This window comes from Marinobacter sp. SS21, from assembly GCF_028369065.1.
GTDB lineage: Bacteria > Pseudomonadota > Gammaproteobacteria > Pseudomonadales > Oleiphilaceae > Marinobacter.
The window spans coordinates 39,159-54,695 of the sequence record NZ_JAQNDA010000015.1 but is presented as its reverse complement, the minus strand read 5'-3'; the positions used below and the strand labels follow the sequence as shown (position 1 = coordinate 54,695).

Genomic DNA, 15,537 nt, shown 5'->3' with positions numbered 1-15,537 from the left:
CTAAGCTACACAGCAACTGAGCCCGATTCCGGAGACTGGCCATGGCCGGGAACATACCGTCGTGCGACGCCCACACCCCCATCTTCTGGCGCGATGATCGCATGCCCCATGTGGAGCTGCGCAAGGTCGCCGACGGCCGCAAGGTCTGTTACGCCCTCCACAGTCATACCCACTGGTCCATCGGAGCCATCACCGGCGGCCACAGCACCTTCGTGTATCGGAACGATCGTTATCGGGTCCAGAAAGGCACCCTGGTGTTGATGAACCCGGAGTGGGCCCACGCCTGCAACCCCATCGACAACCAGCCCTGGGCCTACCTGATGTTGTACGTGGACTCCGACTGGATCACCCGCTTGCGCTACGAGGCCGGGTTGCTGGAGGAGCCGCGCTGGCAGGACATCGCCACCGCGGTGGTGACCGAGCGGGCATGCTACGAGGGCTATTGCGCCATGGCCGAGTGCCTATTGGACCCGGAGCGGGAACTGCTGGACAAGCAGACCCGGGTGGTCGAGTACCTGTCCGGGCTGATGCAGGTGCTGGCGGGACAGCCGGCGCAGCCGCAACCGGAGGCGCCGCATACCTTGCGCGAACTGGCCCATTATCTGGATGCTCATTGTACCGACGAGCTGTCACTGGACGATCTCTGCGCCCGCACCGGCTACAGCCCCGGCCACCTGATCCGTGTCTTCAAGCAGCACTTCGGTATGACGCCTCACGCCTACCTGGTCAATCGCCGCATCCAGTATGGCCAGCGCCAGCTGAAGAGCGGTGCCGCCATTGCCGAGGCGGCGCTGAGTGCCGGCTTCGCCGACCAGGCCCACTTTCAACGCACCTTCAAGAAACTGGTGGCGGCCACGCCCAACCAGTATCGCCAGCCGTCTGCCGCTCGCCGCGCCTCAGTCAAGTAACAGGAACAGGCAACTCGCCACCAGCAGCCCCGCCAGGGTGCGGTTGATGCCGCGCAGCACCGCCGGTTTATGCACCAGATGGCGCAGGAAGGCGCCGGCGTAGACCCAGCAGCTCAGCGACAGCCAGCAGATTGGCAGGTACAGGGCGGCAAACAGCCAGATCTGCTGGCTGTCCCCGCCGTTGGTGTAGGCCCCGATGCCGGCGGCGGAAGCCAGCCAGGCCTTGGGGTTGAGCCACTGCATCAGGGCACCGAGCAGGAATCCCGGTGCCTTGTCCGGTTCGCCGTCGGGAATGCGGCCATCGTCGCGGGCCAGGCGGTAGCTCAGGTACAGCAGGAAGGCGATGCCGGCCCAGCTCAGCCAGCGCTCGAAGCCGGGCAAGCCGGCCAGCAGCGAATGCAGGCCGAAGCCGATGGCGAGGAACAGGGCGATGAAGCCCAGGGTGGCGCCGGTGACGAAGATCAGTCCCCGGGAGACGTGGTAGCGGGTACCGCTGCTCAGGCACACCAGGTTCACCGGTCCCGGTGAGATGGACGCCGCCAGGGCAAAGGCAGACATCGGCAGTATCAGCGACAGGCTCATCGTCATTCTCCTTGTGGATAACGAGTTGGCAATGGCCGAAGTCTGCCCCGACGCCCCGGACGGGTATTGAACAAAATTGCGGTGCCTAAGCGCCCTCCCGATTCAACCGTTAGCGAGCCGAGACCGTTGGTGCCGGTTGCGGTGCCCCGGCCAACGCCCGATAGACATCGACCATGGCCAGCACCGTGGCGGTGCGGCTGCGGGTCAGGGCGTTGTCATTGGTCAGTTGCTCCCGTTCCGCATCCAGTACCTCGAAGTAGCCGATGTAGCCCTGCTCGTAGCGGGTGCGGGCCAGCTGAGCGGCCTCGCGGGCGGCGCTGGCGGCGGCTGCCAGTTCGGCGCTGCGTTGCTGTGTTCGCTGGTAGCGCACCAGCCGGTTCTCGGTTTCCTCCAGGGCTTCCAGCACCACTTGCCGGTATTCCACCAGGGCGGCCTGGGCGTCGGCGTCCTCGGCGTCGATGCGGGCGCGGACCCGGCCGAAGTTGAGGAAGGTCCAGTCGATGCCGAGCCCCACCCGGCGGGACTCGGCACCGGCGCTGAACAGGTCACTGCCGTCCAGGGCCACGGTGCCCAGCAGGGCGTCGAGGCTGAAGCGGGGGAACAGGTCGGCGGTGGCGACCCCAATGTCCGCGGTGGCGGCCGCCAGTTGGCGCTCCGCCTGACGGATATCCGGACGTCGACGCAACACCTCGCCGGGACTGCCCACCGGGATGGTGGGGGTGACCGTCGGCAGCGTCGTGACCGGGCTGAGCCGGCCGATCAACTGGCCCGGGGCCTGCCCGGTCAGCACCGCGATGCGGTGCATGCGTACCCGGATTTCCGCCTGCAGCTGGGGGATCTCGGCGCGGGTGCTGGCCAACTGGGCGCGGGCCCGCAGCACGTCGAACTCGGTGCTGCGACCGGCGGTCTGGCGGGCACCGACGATCGCCAGGGAGTCCCGCTGCAGTGCTACGTTCTGTTGCGCCACGGCCAGCTGCTGTTGCAGCCCCCGCAGCTCGAAATAGCTGCTGGCCAGCTGGCCCACCAGCGCTACCCGCAGCGCCGCCAATTCCGCCTCGGTGGCCTGCAGACGCGCGCCCTGAGCCTCGGTGACGCGGCGCAGGCGGCCAAACAGGTCGAGCTCCCAACTGGCGTTGGCGTCGATGCGGTACAGCTCGATGTTGTCGTCGGCGCCGGGCAGCCGTTCCAGCTCCGGCCGGTGCTGGGCCGCCGCCGAGGCGCCCAGCCCCACCGTCGGCAGCTGCTCGCTGCGGCTGCCCCGCAGCAGTGCCTCGGCGCGCTGGTAGCGGGTCAATGCCGCCTGCAGCTCGAGGTTGGCGTTGAGAGCCTGGTCGATCAGCTCTGCCAGCAGCGGATCGCCGAAGCCGTCCCAGAAGCGGGCTTCCTCGGTCCGGCTAAAGGGCTGGCCATCATGTTCGGCGCTAAACTGCGCCGGGACGTCGAGCTCCGGCGGCTGGTAGTCCGGGCCGACGGCGCAGCCTGCCAACAGCACCAGGCCGGCGGCCGCCAGGTGACCTCTCAATCTTGCCGTCAGTTCTGTTCCCACGTTGGCTCTAGGCATGGTTTCCTCCTGGCAATGCCTCCTGATCCTGACTGCCCTCACCGGACAGGGTGGAGCTGTGATGGCTCTTCAGCGGATGGCTGCCGGACAGCTTGCGCAGCGCGACGTAAAACACCGGGGTGAGGAACAGGCCGAACAGGGTGACCCCGATCATGCCGGCGAACACCGCGGTGCCCAGCGCCGCCCGCACTTCCGCGCCGGCGCCGGTGGCCAGCACCAGCGGCACCACCGCGGCGGTGAAGGTGATGGAGGTCATGATGATCGGCCGCAAGCGCAGGCGGCAGGCTTCCAGCGCTGCCTCGACGATGCCCCGGCCCTGCAGCTCCAGCTCGCGGGCAAACTCCACGATCAGGATGGCGTTCTTGCAGGCCAGGCCGATCAGTACCACCAGGCCCACCTGGACGAAGATGTTGTTGTCGCCCCCGCCGAACCAGACGCCGATCAGCGCCGACAGCATGCACATCGGCACGATGAGGATGACCGCCAGCGGCAGGGTCCAGCTCTCGTACAGTGCCGCCAGTACCAGGAACACCAGCAGGATGGCCAGTGGGAACACCACCAGCGCGGCATTACCCTGATTGGCTTGCTGGTAGCTCAGGTCACTCCATTCGAAGTCCATGCCCGGTGGCAGCACCTCCGCGGCAATCGCCCCCAGGGCGTCCATGGCCTGGGCCGAGGACAGTACCCGCGGGTCGGATTCCCCGGCCAGGTCCGCCGCCGGGTAGCCGTTGAAGCGGATCACCGGGTCCGGCCCGAAGGTCTCGCGGATGTTCACCATGGAACCGATGGGCACCATCTCGCCCTGGTCGTTACGGGTGCGCAGCCGGGCAATGTCCTCCACGCTGTCGCGGTAGGGGGCATCGGCCTGGGCGATGACCTGCCAGGTGCGGCCGAAGCGGTTGAAGTCGTTGACGTAGCTGGAGCCCAGGTAGGTCTGCAGGGTGTCGAACAGCTCGGTGAGCGGGACGCCCTGGGCCTTGGCCTTGAGGCGATCCACCTCGGCATCCAGCTGCGGCACGTTGGCCTGGTAACTGGTGATCGGGAAGCCCATGCCCGGAGTCTGGGCAACGCTGCCCTGGAACTGGTTCACCGCATTCTGCAGGGCGCCATAGCCCAGGTTGCCCCGGTCCTCGATGAACAGCTGGTAGCCGGAGCCGTTGCCCAGGCCGAGGATTGGCGGCGGCATGAAGGAGAAGGCGAAGCCTTCCTTCAGCCCGGCAATCTGCTGGTTGATCTGGGCGTTGATCTGCTCGGCACTCAGGCTGCGCTCGTCGAAAGGCTTGAGCGGGAAGAACACCACCCCGGTGTTGGAGGTGTTGGTGAACTGCAGTGCGTTGAGCCCCGGGAAGGCCACCGCGTGCTCCACACCCTCGGTCGCCATGGCGATGTCGGTGACCTGCTGCAGCAGCTGATCGGTGCGCTCCAGCGAGGCGCCCTCCGGCAGCTTCACCCCGGCCATCAGGTACAGCTTGTCCTGGATCGGGATAAAGCCCGGCGGCACCACCTTGAACATGAACCCGGTGGCCACCAGCAGCAGGGCATAGACCACGAACACCGCACCCCGTCGCCGCAACGACCGGGATACCCCGCCCTGGTACTTGCGGGCACTGGCGTCGAAGAAGCGGTTGAAGGGCCGGAACAGCCAGCCAAACAGGGCATCGATGACCCGTTGCAGGCGGTCCTTGGGCGCGCTGTGGGGTTTCAGCAGCATCGCCGCCATGGCCGGCGACAGGGTCAGCGAGTTGATGGTGGAGATCACCGTCGAGATGGCGATGGTCACCGCGAACTGGCGGTAGAACTGACCGGTGACCCCGGACAGGAACGCCATGGGCACGAACACCGCGCACAGTACCAGGCCAATGGCGACGATCGGTCCGGAGACTTCCTTCATCGCCTGATGAGCCGCCGCCAGGGGCTTGAGGCCCTCCTCGATGTTGCGCTCGACGTTTTCCACCACCACGATGGCGTCATCCACCACGATGCCGATGGCCAGCACCAGGCCAAACAGGGTTAGGGTGTTGATGGAGTAGCCCAGCAGGTACAGCGCGCCGAAAGTACCGACCACCGACACCGGCACCGCCAGCAGCGGGATGATGGAAGCACGCCAGGTCTGCAAGAACAGGGTCACCACCAGCACCACCAGCAATACGGCTTCAAGCAGGGTGGACACCACCGACTTGATGGAATCGCTGACGAAGATGGTGGTGTCGTACACCGCCTGGTATTCCACGCCTTCCGGGAACAGCTCGACAAGCTCGTCCATGGTGGCGATCACCTCGTTGCGGATCTGCAGGGCATTGGCCCCCGGCGCCTGGAAGATGCCGATGGCGACCGCGTCCTTGCTGTCGAGCTGGGAGCGCAGGGTGTAGTCGCCGGCGCCCAGTTCCAGCCGGGCGACGTCCGCCAGGCGCAGCAGTTCGCCGTCGTCACCCCGTTTGAGCACGATGTTGCCGAACTCTTCCGGGGTTTCCAGCCGGCCACGGGCGTTGATCAGGGTGAGGAAATCGCTGTTGGCCACCGGCTCGGCGCCGAGCTGGCCGGCGGACACCTGCACGTTCTGCTCGCGCATGGCGCGCACCACATCGCCGGCGGTCAGGCCGCGGGCGGCGATGCGGTCCGGGTCGAGCCAGGCCCGCATGGCGTAGTCGCCACCGCCGAATATCTGGGCCTCGCCGATGCCCTGGATGCGGGCCAGCCGGTCACGGACGTGCAGGCGGGCGTAGTTGCGCAGGTAGAGGGTGTCGTAACGGCCTTCCGGCGAGGTCAGGTGCACCACCATCAGGAAGGTGGGGGACTGTTTCTGGGTGGTAACCCCCTGGCGGCGCACCGGCTCCGGCAGCCGCGCCAGGGCCTGACTGACCCGGTTCTGCACCTTTACCGCGGCGTCATCCGCGTCGGTGCCCGGGCGGAAGGTTACGGTCAGTTGCAGGACGCCGTCGGACCCGGCCACGGACTTGAAGTACATCATGCCCTCCACCCCGTTGATCGCCTCTTCCAGCGGGGTGGCGACGGTGTCGGCGATTTCCTTGGGGTTGGCGCCGGGGTAGACGGTGCGAACCACCACCGAGGGCGGTACCACCTCCGGGTATTCGCTGATCGGCAGGTTGGGAATGGAGATCAACCCGATGGCGAAGATTATGATGGACACCACGGCCGCGAAAATCGGCCGGTCCACGAAAAATCGCGAAAAATTCATGACAAAAGGCTCCTGTGTGACCGCCAAAGCGGCCGTCACTAATATGAAATTCCCTGGAAAGGGTGGCGAACGCTAACGCTTACAGGCTCGCTACCCGGGCCGTGGAACGGTCGGCCCGACCCGACTTACGGCCCGGCAGCCAGCACCGGGGCATCGTCCCCGGCCGGTGCTTCGCGCATGGCGACCTGTTGCGGGCTGACTTCCATGCCGGGGTAGAACACTTTCTGGACACCGTTGACGATGACTTGGTCGCCGTTCTGCAAGCCCTCGCGGATCACCAGCAGGTCGTCCACCTGGCGACCGAGGGTGACGTGGCGGGGGGAGGCCCGGTTCTGGTCATCCACCACATAGACGAAGCGGCGATCCTGGTCGGTCAGCACCGCCTTGCGGTTGACCAACAGGGCCCGCTCCAGTTGCGCCACCGGCATCTCCACCCGGGCGAACTGCCCCGGCTTGAGGCGTTCGTCCGGGTTGGCCAGCTCGGCGCGGTACTGCAGGGTGCCGGTGCTGGCATCCAGCTGGTTGTCGATGAAATTCAGTCGACCGGTCAGCGTTTGTTGGCTGTCGTCACCCAACCGGACCCGCACGGTCTGGTCCTTGCCGTCCGCCAGCAGCGACCGGCTGTCGGCGGCGGTCTGTTCATCGGCCTCGAAATAGACGTGCATCGGGTCCACCGACACCACCGTGGTCAGTTCCGTCTGGTCGGCATTGGCCAGGTTGCCGCGGGTCACCAGGGCACGACCGGCGCGGCCGCTGACCGGTGCGGTCACCCGGGTGTATTCCAGATCCAGCTCGGCGGTGGTCAGCGCCGCCCTGGCCGCTTCGACCGCTGCCTGGGCACCCATCAGCGCGGCGTGGCGCTGGTCGTACTCTTCGCGGGAGATCGCCCGGCTCTCCAGCAGGCTGCTGGCCCGGCCGGCCTCGCTGCGGGCCAGTTCCAGCTGACTGCTGGCCTGGGCCAGTTCGGCGCGTGCCGCCTGCTGCCGTGCCTGATAGGGCCGCGGGTCGATCTGGAACAGCAGGTCACCGGCCTCCACCAGGGCACCTTCCTCGAACGCCACCTGCTGGATATAGCCGCTGACCCGGGGCCTCAGCACCACGGTTTCGGTGGCCGCCACCCGGCCGGTGAACGACTGCCACAGGGTGACCGGCTCGGCCAGCACCTGGGCCACATCCACCTGGGGCGGTGGCGGCATCATCGCCATCTCGTCGCTCTGGGCCTCGCAGCCGGCCAGGATGAGGGTCGTCAGCATCAGGGCCAGGCCCCCCGCCGCCGCTGTTCGCCGGTTCGTGTTTTCCGTCACACTGTTCATGATGTTTTGCTCCCGTTGATGAATCAGTTCCCGTACCGTTGCACCGGCACCATGCCGGTGCGGTTTGGCTTGCCGGCCCTTTGCCTATCTATCGATTGAGTCGGCGACCTATCGACAGCGACTCTACAATCTCAAGTTAGCTTGAGGTCAATAGGGGCTGCCGGTGGGTTTCGCTATCACTGCAATAGAATGTTGCTATCAATAGCGTGCAATAGCGTGCTGCTTCGGATGACCGAAAGCTTTCTCCCCGAATGGTTGATTACCTTACGAAAGGCGAGGGGCGGGAGGGTATCGGGTTACTGCCCAAAACTTGTCTGATTCTCCAGAGCCTGGTGCGATTTATTGGACGCGATGCCGTTGGTGTGGGGTCGGGAGCCGCGCCATGCGAGGGTGTAAGTAGTTTCCCTGATAATGACTCCAATGTCGTCGATGTAACGAAAGTGCAGTAAAGTGGTTATCGGGCGTCTTGCCTGTTTCTGTTATTTGATTGCCCAATCCTGCAAAAATAGGAGGCGAGTCACGGAGGCCCATCGAGGCTTGCGTATACTGGATGCCCATTGTGACGGTGACTTGGGCAGGAGCATCCGATGCTAACGAGCAATCAGGAAAAGGGTGGGGAACTGGACGCCGATCTCGAGCGGCTGCGCCAGCGGCTGGCCTCCACCATCGAGCGCTGGACGCCAAACCAGCAGGTTCAGGAGACGGTGGTGCCGGGCCTGCACCTGTTCCGCTCGGATTCCCAAACCAGCTGCACCGCCTCGGTCTATGAGCCTTCGGTGTGCTTCATCGCGCAGGGCACCAAGTCGGTCAGCTTCGGCGACCGGGAGCTGATCTACCAGCCGCTGACCTACATGGTGTCGTCGGTGCATCTGCCGGTGCTGGGGCGGATCCTCGATGCCTCGCCGGAGAAACCCTACCTGGCATTCAAGATCGTGGTTGACCCCCAGGACGTCAGTAACCTGGTGCTGGAGATGGGCGACCAGCTGCCGCCAGAGGCCGCGCTGGGCCCCTGTCCCGAAGGCGACTGTGCGCTGAGCATGGCCACCATGGACCGCGGCATGCTCGATGCGGTTACCCGCCTGATCGGCTTGCTGGATGCGCCCCAGGACATCCCGGTGGTCGCGCCCCTGGCCCGCAAGGAAATTCTCTATCGCACCTTGATTGGCGAGATGGGACCGCGCATGCGCAAGTTCGCGGTGGCGGATTCGTCGGTGAACCGGGTATCGCGGGTGATTGCGCTGCTGACGGATCGTTACACCGAGACCCTGCGGATCAAGGCGCTGGCGGACGAGGTCAACATGAGCGAATCCGCGCTGTTCCACACCTTCAAGCAGGTCACCCGGATGTCACCGCTGCAGTTCCAGAAGAAACTGCGACTGCACGAGGCTCGGCGGCTGATGCTGGCGGAAGGGCTGGAAGCGGCCACCGCCAGCTACCGGGTCGGCTACGAGAGCCCCTCCCACTTCAGCCGCGAGTACAGCCGCCTGTTCGGCGCGCCGCCCCGGGCCGACGTCAGCAAGCTGCGGGGCGAACAAGCGACGCCGGCCTGAGTCCGCTCAGGCATCCGGCGTCAGCACCACCTTGCCGATGTTGCGTCGCAGCTCCAACTGGCGGTGGGCCTGGGCCGCCTCGCTGAAGCCGAACACCGAGTCGATGTGGGGGCGGACCCAGCCGTCGCGGTAGCCCTGCAGCAGTCGCTCTGTCCACACCCGGATCTTGGCGGTTTCCTGCCACAGGTGCCCCATGTTGACCCCAAACACGCCCTTGTTGGCGCCCATTAATCCGACCGGGTGCAACAGGGGCATGCCCACCACCGCCGGCAACAGCCGCAGCCGGCCCAGCAGCCCCGATTCGCTGGCGGCGGAGATGCCGAAGGTTCCCAGCCGGCCGGTGGAGCGCAAGGCGCGGTAGCTGCGTTTCAGGTGACTACCGCCGATGGGGTCGATGATCAGTTCCACCCCCTTGCCGCCGGTGAGCCGGGCCACTTCGCTCTCCCAGTCCTGGTTGCGGTAGTCGATGGCCTCATCCAGGCCCCGTTGCCGCAGGAACTCGTGCTTGCCCGGGCTGGCGGTGCCGAAGGTGGTGGCGCCAATGTGGCGGGCGATGTCCAGCGCCGCCAGGCCGACACCACCGCCGGCGTTGTGGATCAGTACCGTGTCTTCCGGCTGCAGGCTGCCCATGACCACCAGCAACTGCCAGGCGGTGAGGTAGTTGACGGGAATGGCGGCGGCGGTGGTGAAATCCAGGTCCTCGGGCATTTCAAAGACCTGTTCCACTGGCACCGCCACCTGTTCCGCCTGGGCATTGAAGCGGCTCAGCCCCAGCACCCGCCGGCCCTGCCAGCTGTTGTCGACCTCGTTCCCGGTGGCGCTGACCACGCCGGCGAACTCATAGCCCATGCAGTTGGGGAAGGGCGGAGCGTCCGGGTACAGACCCTGGCGGGCCAGCACGTCGGCGAAGTTCAGTCCGGCGGCCTCGACCTTGACCACCACCTCGCCAGAGCGGGGGCGTGGATCGGCCACTTCCTCCACGGTGAGGATCCCGGCATCGCCGGCTTTTGGGGAAATCAGACGTTTCATGGAGTGCTCCTTGCGAATGGATGACACGGCGTCGTGTTGGAGGTCGGAGTGTTTATTTTGTTCGACAGTTCGATAATGTTCGAAGTATAGAGGAGGCATTGCACCGCATGCAACCGGCAACCGCCTGGGCGGGCCCCGGTCGGCTCAGATGTCCGACATCAGTTGCGCCAGATCCTGCTGGGTTGCTTCGATCTGGGCCCGCCACCGGGTTTGGTAGTCGGTGAACTCGTTGCCCAGCCGGTTCAGTCGCAGCTGGGTTTCCGCCAGGGTGTGGCTGCCCTGGGCCACGTCCTGCAGGGTCGGCTCGGCCAGCGCCCGACGCTGGCGATTGAGGCGCAGCGCCGCCTGGTTGAGGGTGCGTTTGTCATCCGGGGTTGCCGACGGGTGCTCCTTCAGCGCCTCCTCGATGGATTTCGATAGCGCCTCCAGGCTCTCCTCCAGCCGTCGGCTGTACTCCTCCAACAGGATCGACAGTCGGTCGTTGGCCAGACTCATCTGTTTTTCCAGCGCCTCGGCCATGCGCTCCAGTTCGATGGCGGCCTGGCTGGACTGCTCGCCAAAACGGGCGCGAAAGCGTTCGCTGAGCTGGTCCAGGCTGTGCAGCATCTGGTCGAACAGTTGGCCGCGGGACAGGGCGTCGCCGGTACGGTGGTAATCCACCAGCCATTGCTCGTCCAGTCGTACCAGATAGGTAGTGGTCGCCAGCGGCTGCTGATCGCCATCCGGCAGGCCGGTCAAGGTGGTGGCAATGCTGGCCTGATCGCCATCGATCACCACCCGTCCCCAGCTCACGGTGACGTCGGCCCAGTCCCGTTGATAGCCGTCGAAGGCGGCCTCGTTCACCAGGGTGGATAGCGCCGCGGCGTCGTCGGCGTCGCCGTCGAACATGGATTGCCAGAATGCCTGGGTGACGTCCTGGGGGGTGTTGGGCGCGGCGCAGGCGCTGAGCAGCAGGCAGGCCAGTGCAGTGGCCAGGAATCGGGTTCGAATGTTCATGGGCAGCCCTCGGATACGACTGGGATAACGATAGCCCTATTATGCTACCGAAACCGGCGCGGTTTCCCACCTTAATGTCCTGTCACCCGTCCATAGTCTGCCGGTAGTCACCGCTCCTCTCGACCCGTTCACGAACGAACAAACCTTTACAAAAAATGCCGGCTTTGCGGTTCCCCGATCTGACGACTGGCCATACACTTTCGTCAAGGAGCCTGGCGTGAACGCCCGATCGATTCGGCTATTCACCGGCTCCTTAAACCTGCAGGCAGGTACTTACGGAGTGGAGGTTCTTCACGTCTTGTTGTCCCGTATCTTCAGCCTCCGGCTGGTGGTGGTGGCGTTTGCGTTGGCGGTGGTGCTGGCGGCGGATGCCATGCCCTGGCTGGGGCAGTCCGACCGTTTATTGCTGGAACTGATGCCGCCGGTAGCGGCCGAGCGTGCCCCGGTGCAACCGGTGTGGAGCGAGGCGGTGACCGCGGTGGCGGTGCTGGCGGGTTCCGGCTTCCTGGTGGCGGTGGTGCCGATGCTGGGGCCAGCCCTGGCGCTGCTGTTAACCCTGGTGCTGGCGGTCGGCCTGGTGGTGACCCAGGTGGCCTTGCTGTGGTACTGGCAGACCTGGCTGCCGTTGGGGCCGTCGTTGGTGTTCCTGGTCCTGGGGTTCGGCCTGATGCTGTTCTGGATGCCGCCCCAGCGGGATCTCCGCCGGTTACGGGCAAATGTGCAACGTGCCCGGGTTCAGCTGGGTGAGTTGCTGTTGCACCAGGGCCGCCCGGATGAGGCCCTGGCCGCGCTGGCGGAATGTCCCAGCAACGACGCCAGCCTGGCGTTGCAGTACGACATCGCCATCCAGCAGGAACGACGGCGTCAGTACGACCGGGCGCAACAGACCCTGGCGGCGATACAGGCCCGACGCAAGCAGTACCGCGACGTGCCGGCCAGAATGCAGGCGCTGGCCAATTTGACCTCGGCCGCCGCGGGTGCGGTCGCCGCCGGCCATGACGGCGCCCGTACCCTGGTGCTGCCGGAGTTGGCATTGAGCCAGCCGGTGCTGGGGCGCTATGAGATCGAGCGGGAGCTCGGTCGTGGCGCCATGGGGGTGGTCTATCTGGGCCGCGATCCGAAGATTGCCCGTACCGTCGCCATCAAGACCCTCAGCTACGCCCAGTATGAGCCGGCCGAACTGCAGGAGCTGAAAGCACGCTTCTTCCGTGAAGCGAAAGCGGCGGGACGGCTCAATCATCCCGCCATCGTCACCGTTTACGACGTCGGGGAGGAAGCCGACCTGGCGTTCATTGCCATGGATTACGCACCCGGCAGAGCGCTCAGCCACCATGGCAAGCCCGACACCCTGTTACCCCTGGCGGTGGTGCTCAAGCTGATGGCGACTGTGGCCGAAGCGTTGGAATACGCCCATAATCAAAAGATCGTGCACCGTGACATCAAGCCCGGCAATCTCATCTACGATGCCCGTTCAGGCCAATTGAAAATCACCGACTTCGGCATTGCCAAGATCACCGACGATTCCCGTACCCGCACCGGCAGCGTGATGGGGAGTCCGCTGTACATGTCGCCGGAACAGCTCCGGGGCCAGAAGGTCACCGGGGCCACCGACATCTACAGCCTGGGGGTGACCCTCTATAAGCTGGTGTCGGGTGAGACGCCCCACACCGGCGATACCCTGGCCGGCCTGACCTACCAGATTCTCTACAAGCGTCCCCGCAGTGTGAAGACCTTCAATCCGGATCTGCCACCGGGGGTGGTGCGGTTGATCAACAAGGCGATCCAGCAGGAGCCTGGCAAGCGTTTCGCCAGCGCGGGGGCCATGGCCGAAGCGCTGCGTCGGGCCGGTGCCCGGATCGCGGATGCCCCGGTGGTGCGGTCATGAGCCTGTTTGCCGCCGGCCTGACCGATATCGGCACCCGCCGTTCGTCCAATCAGGATACCCTGGCCTGCACCGTGAGCCCTGAGGGGGACCACGCCCTGGCGGTGATCGCCGATGGCATGGGCGGCTACCGCGGCGGCGAGATCGCCAGCCGGGTGGTGGTGGAGGCGCTGATGGACGCGCTCACGCCGGTGCTGGCCCGCACCCCGGCGGCGCAGGTTCCGGAGCGGATCCAGACCGCCATCACCCTGGCCGCCGAACGTCTGGAAGATACTCGCCGGGGCCGACCGGAGCTGGACCGGATGGGCACCACGGTGGTGCTGGCCTGGGTTCAGCAACAGCGGACCTGGCTCGCTCACCTCGGAGATTCCCGTGGCTACCTGCTGCGTGATGGCTCCCTGTGTCAGCTCACCCGCGACCATACCGTGGCCCAGCGCATGGTGGACGATGGCTCCATCAGCCCGGACGAGGTGGCGCGGCTGCCGTTCCGCAACGTACTGACCCAGGCCCTCGGCGCCACCGCCGAGCCGCGGGCGACCGTCACCGAGCTGGCGCTGCAGGCGGGTGACCGACTGCTGCTGTGCTCCGACGGCCTTACCGACGCCTTGCCGGAGCCCAACTGGCTGCCGCTGCTGGGACGTTGGCCGGTGCTGGACGACCAGGTTCGGGGCCTGGTGGACGCCAGCCTTCGTAACCAGGCGGACGACAACGTCTCCGTCGTGATGATTCAGTATTGTTAGCAAGGAGTTACCTATGGCGGTTCTCTCCCAACTGGTCGACAACGTGGTGGCCAACAGCTTTGAACTCGATCGCCCGCTGATGCATCTTGGGCGCCATCCGGACTGCGAAATCCGCATCGATGAGATTTCCGTCAGTGCTCACCACGCGGTGATCGAGGTGGAGCAAAACGCCTACCTGGATGGCGCGGTGGATTACTACATCACCGACAGCGCCAGCACCAACGGCACCTTCATCAATGACATTCGCCTGAACGGCCGCCAGCGGCTCAACAGCAACGACCTGATCCGCATTGGCTGGAACCTGTTCCGCTTTATCGACGAGGATGAAAACGCCCTGGAGAAGACGGCGTACATTCTGGAGGAGTAGGCGTCAGTCAGTGGCCGGCCTGGCGGCGGGTGCCAGGACCCTGCGCGGCAAACGGCGAGGTGGGCGACGCAAACCCACCTCGCAAAGGTTGACGCTGAGTTATTGAGGGTTATTGAGGGTTTTGAGAGTTATTAGAAAGAGTTATTAGAAAGAGCTATTAGAACTTGGCGCCCAGGGTCAGCCACAGCTTGTCGGTATCCACCTTGCCGGCGGCATCGTCACCGGCCATGTAACTGGCGTACTTGATGCCGGCGGAGTAGTGCTTGCCGAAGCCACGGCTGTAGGCCACATCCACTTCGCTGCCCAGGTCGTCGGCAGACGACGGGGCGTCGTCGGCGCTGAACTCGTGGTAAGCGAGCACCCACTTACCGCCGGCGAGAGAGCCGCTGATGGCCGCCTTTAGGTCCTCCAGGCCGCCGGCCGGAGTGGCCAGGAACTGGTCGGCCCAGCCATTGTGGGCGTGCAGGGTAGCCAGTGGGGTGGCGAAACCGAAGTCGCCATCGTCCGAACCCAGCACTTCGTAGGCCAGTGAAACGGTCAGTCCCTGGGCCTGCACACCGGCCAGGGTCTTGTAGTAGTTGGTGTCAAAGTCGCTGGCACCGGCGTCGGATTGCTGGCTGGCGTACTCCAGTTCGTACAGCAGGCTGAGGGCGTCCAGGGCGTATTTGCCGGCATAGCGCAGGCCGTAGGTGTCCAGGCTGTTGTCGCTACCGTTGTCCACCTCCAACAAATAGGCGTAGCCGGTGAGGGTGCCGAAGCCGGTCTGGTAGTTGATGTTGACCAGATGGTCCTTGGCATCCAGGTCACCGGCCTCGGCGAAGATGCGGTTGCGTTTATCGAGGTAGGCGTAGTCCAGGGTCAGCGCCTCCAGCGGCGAATAGCTCAGGCGCAGGGCATCGAAGGTCTGGCGGTCCTGGCGCCAGCCGACGTGACCGACGAAGCGCTGGTTATCGTAGGCGATGACCTGGCGGCCCAGCTTGGCGGTCACTGCGGCGCCGCTGTATTGCAGGAAGGCCTGGTCCACCTCGGTGGTTTCCGGGTCAGCCACCACGGAGTGGTCGGCGGCCTGGCCCTGGGTGTCGTTGAAGTCGTCGACTCCGGCCACCGTGCGGGCGTCTTCGAATTCCAGCACCCCGCTCAGGCCCTGGTAGTTCCCGGTCTTGTAGCCCAGACGGGTGCGCAGGGTGAGGGCATTGGCCTTGTCCAGGGCGTTGTCCTGGTCCACGTGCTCATAGCGCAGACGGAAATCGCCGTAGGCGGTGCCGCCGCTTAGGGCCTCGGTGAAGGATGTGTCTTCCGCCAGGGCGCTGGTACAGCTGATGGCGGCGGCAAGCAGGCAGCCGGTCTGTCTGAAGGTTTTACGGTTCATCGGGTGTTCTCCTGAGTGATGGGAATCGTCGTCGCACACAGTTC

12 protein-coding genes are annotated in these 15,537 nt (G+C 65.4%); 5 read left to right on the top strand and 7 right to left on the bottom strand.

Annotation, left to right across the window (positions count from 1 at the left end):
• Positions 1-41 precede the first annotated feature (41 nt).
• Positions 42-908 carry an AraC family transcriptional regulator gene (locus N6L25_RS16395; protein WP_271982472.1) on the top strand — a complete coding sequence of 289 codons (867 nt, stop codon included), beginning with the start codon at positions 42-44 and terminating at the stop codon, positions 906-908.
• Here N6L25_RS16395 and N6L25_RS16390 read toward each other — a convergent pair.
• The 4 genes from N6L25_RS16390 to N6L25_RS16375 all read right to left on the bottom strand — a co-directional run bounded on the left by N6L25_RS16390 (position 897) and on the right by N6L25_RS16375 (position 7,560).
• Positions 897-1,484: a LysE family translocator gene (locus N6L25_RS16390; protein ID WP_271982520.1), complete on the bottom strand. Its 588-nt coding sequence runs from the start codon at positions 1,482-1,484 to the stop codon at positions 897-899. The two genes, N6L25_RS16395 and N6L25_RS16390, sit on opposite strands and share 12 nt — an antisense overlap.
• Before the next feature lie 115 nt (positions 1,485-1,599).
• Positions 1,600-3,051 (bottom strand): efflux transporter outer membrane subunit, encoded by a 1,452-nt coding sequence (locus N6L25_RS16385; protein ID WP_271982469.1) that lies wholly within the window; start codon positions 3,049-3,051, stop codon positions 1,600-1,602.
• Positions 3,044-6,247 (bottom strand): efflux RND transporter permease subunit, encoded by a 3,204-nt coding sequence (locus N6L25_RS16380; protein WP_271982466.1) that lies wholly within the window; start codon positions 6,245-6,247, stop codon positions 3,044-3,046. The genes N6L25_RS16385 and N6L25_RS16380 overlap by 8 nt, the downstream gene beginning before the upstream one ends.
• A gap of 125 nt (positions 6,248-6,372) precedes the next feature.
• On the bottom strand, positions 6,373-7,560 hold the full coding sequence (locus tag N6L25_RS16375) for an efflux RND transporter periplasmic adaptor subunit (RefSeq protein ID WP_271982463.1): 1,188 nt from the start codon (positions 7,558-7,560) through the stop codon (positions 6,373-6,375).
• Between the two features lie 587 nt (positions 7,561-8,147).
• On the opposite strand from N6L25_RS16375, the gene N6L25_RS16370 reads away from it, so the two are divergent.
• On the top strand, positions 8,148-9,110 hold the full coding sequence (locus N6L25_RS16370) for an AraC family transcriptional regulator (RefSeq protein WP_271982461.1): 963 nt from the start codon (positions 8,148-8,150) through the stop codon (positions 9,108-9,110).
• A gap of 6 nt (positions 9,111-9,116) precedes the next feature.
• On the opposite strand, the gene N6L25_RS16365 is transcribed toward N6L25_RS16370, so the two are convergent.
• A complete protein-coding gene (locus tag N6L25_RS16365) occupies positions 9,117-10,139 on the bottom strand; it encodes a zinc-binding dehydrogenase (RefSeq protein WP_271982457.1) in 1,023 nt (340 codons plus the stop codon).
• A 144-nt stretch (positions 10,140-10,283) separates the two neighbouring features.
• Positions 10,284-11,135, bottom strand: a complete 852-nt coding sequence (locus N6L25_RS16360; protein WP_271982455.1) for a hypothetical protein — start codon at positions 11,133-11,135, stop codon at positions 10,284-10,286.
• A gap of 217 nt (positions 11,136-11,352) precedes the next feature.
• Here N6L25_RS16360 and N6L25_RS16355 point away from each other — a divergent pair, with 217 nt between their 5' ends.
• Genes N6L25_RS16355 through N6L25_RS16345 form a run of 3 tightly spaced genes read left to right on the top strand, consistent with a single transcriptional unit; the run spans position 11,353 to position 14,124 of the window.
• Positions 11,353-13,020 carry a serine/threonine-protein kinase gene (locus N6L25_RS16355; RefSeq protein WP_271982451.1) on the top strand — a complete coding sequence of 556 codons (1,668 nt, stop codon included), beginning with the start codon at positions 11,353-11,355 and terminating at the stop codon, positions 13,018-13,020.
• On the top strand, positions 13,017-13,757 hold the full coding sequence (locus tag N6L25_RS16350; RefSeq protein WP_271982448.1) for a PP2C family protein-serine/threonine phosphatase: 741 nt from the start codon (positions 13,017-13,019) through the stop codon (positions 13,755-13,757). The genes N6L25_RS16355 and N6L25_RS16350 overlap by 4 nt, the downstream gene beginning before the upstream one ends.
• A gap of 13 nt (positions 13,758-13,770) precedes the next feature.
• Positions 13,771-14,124, top strand: coding sequence for an FHA domain-containing protein (locus N6L25_RS16345; RefSeq protein WP_271982445.1), 354 nt, complete (start codon positions 13,771-13,773; stop codon positions 14,122-14,124).
• Positions 14,125-14,281: 157 nt separating this feature from the next.
• Here N6L25_RS16345 and N6L25_RS16340 read toward each other — a convergent pair whose 3' ends face one another.
• Complete coding sequence (locus N6L25_RS16340; protein ID WP_271982442.1) at positions 14,282-15,493, bottom strand: alginate export family protein; 1,212 nt, start codon at positions 15,491-15,493, stop codon at positions 14,282-14,284.
• Positions 15,494-15,537: the final 44 nt, after the last annotated feature.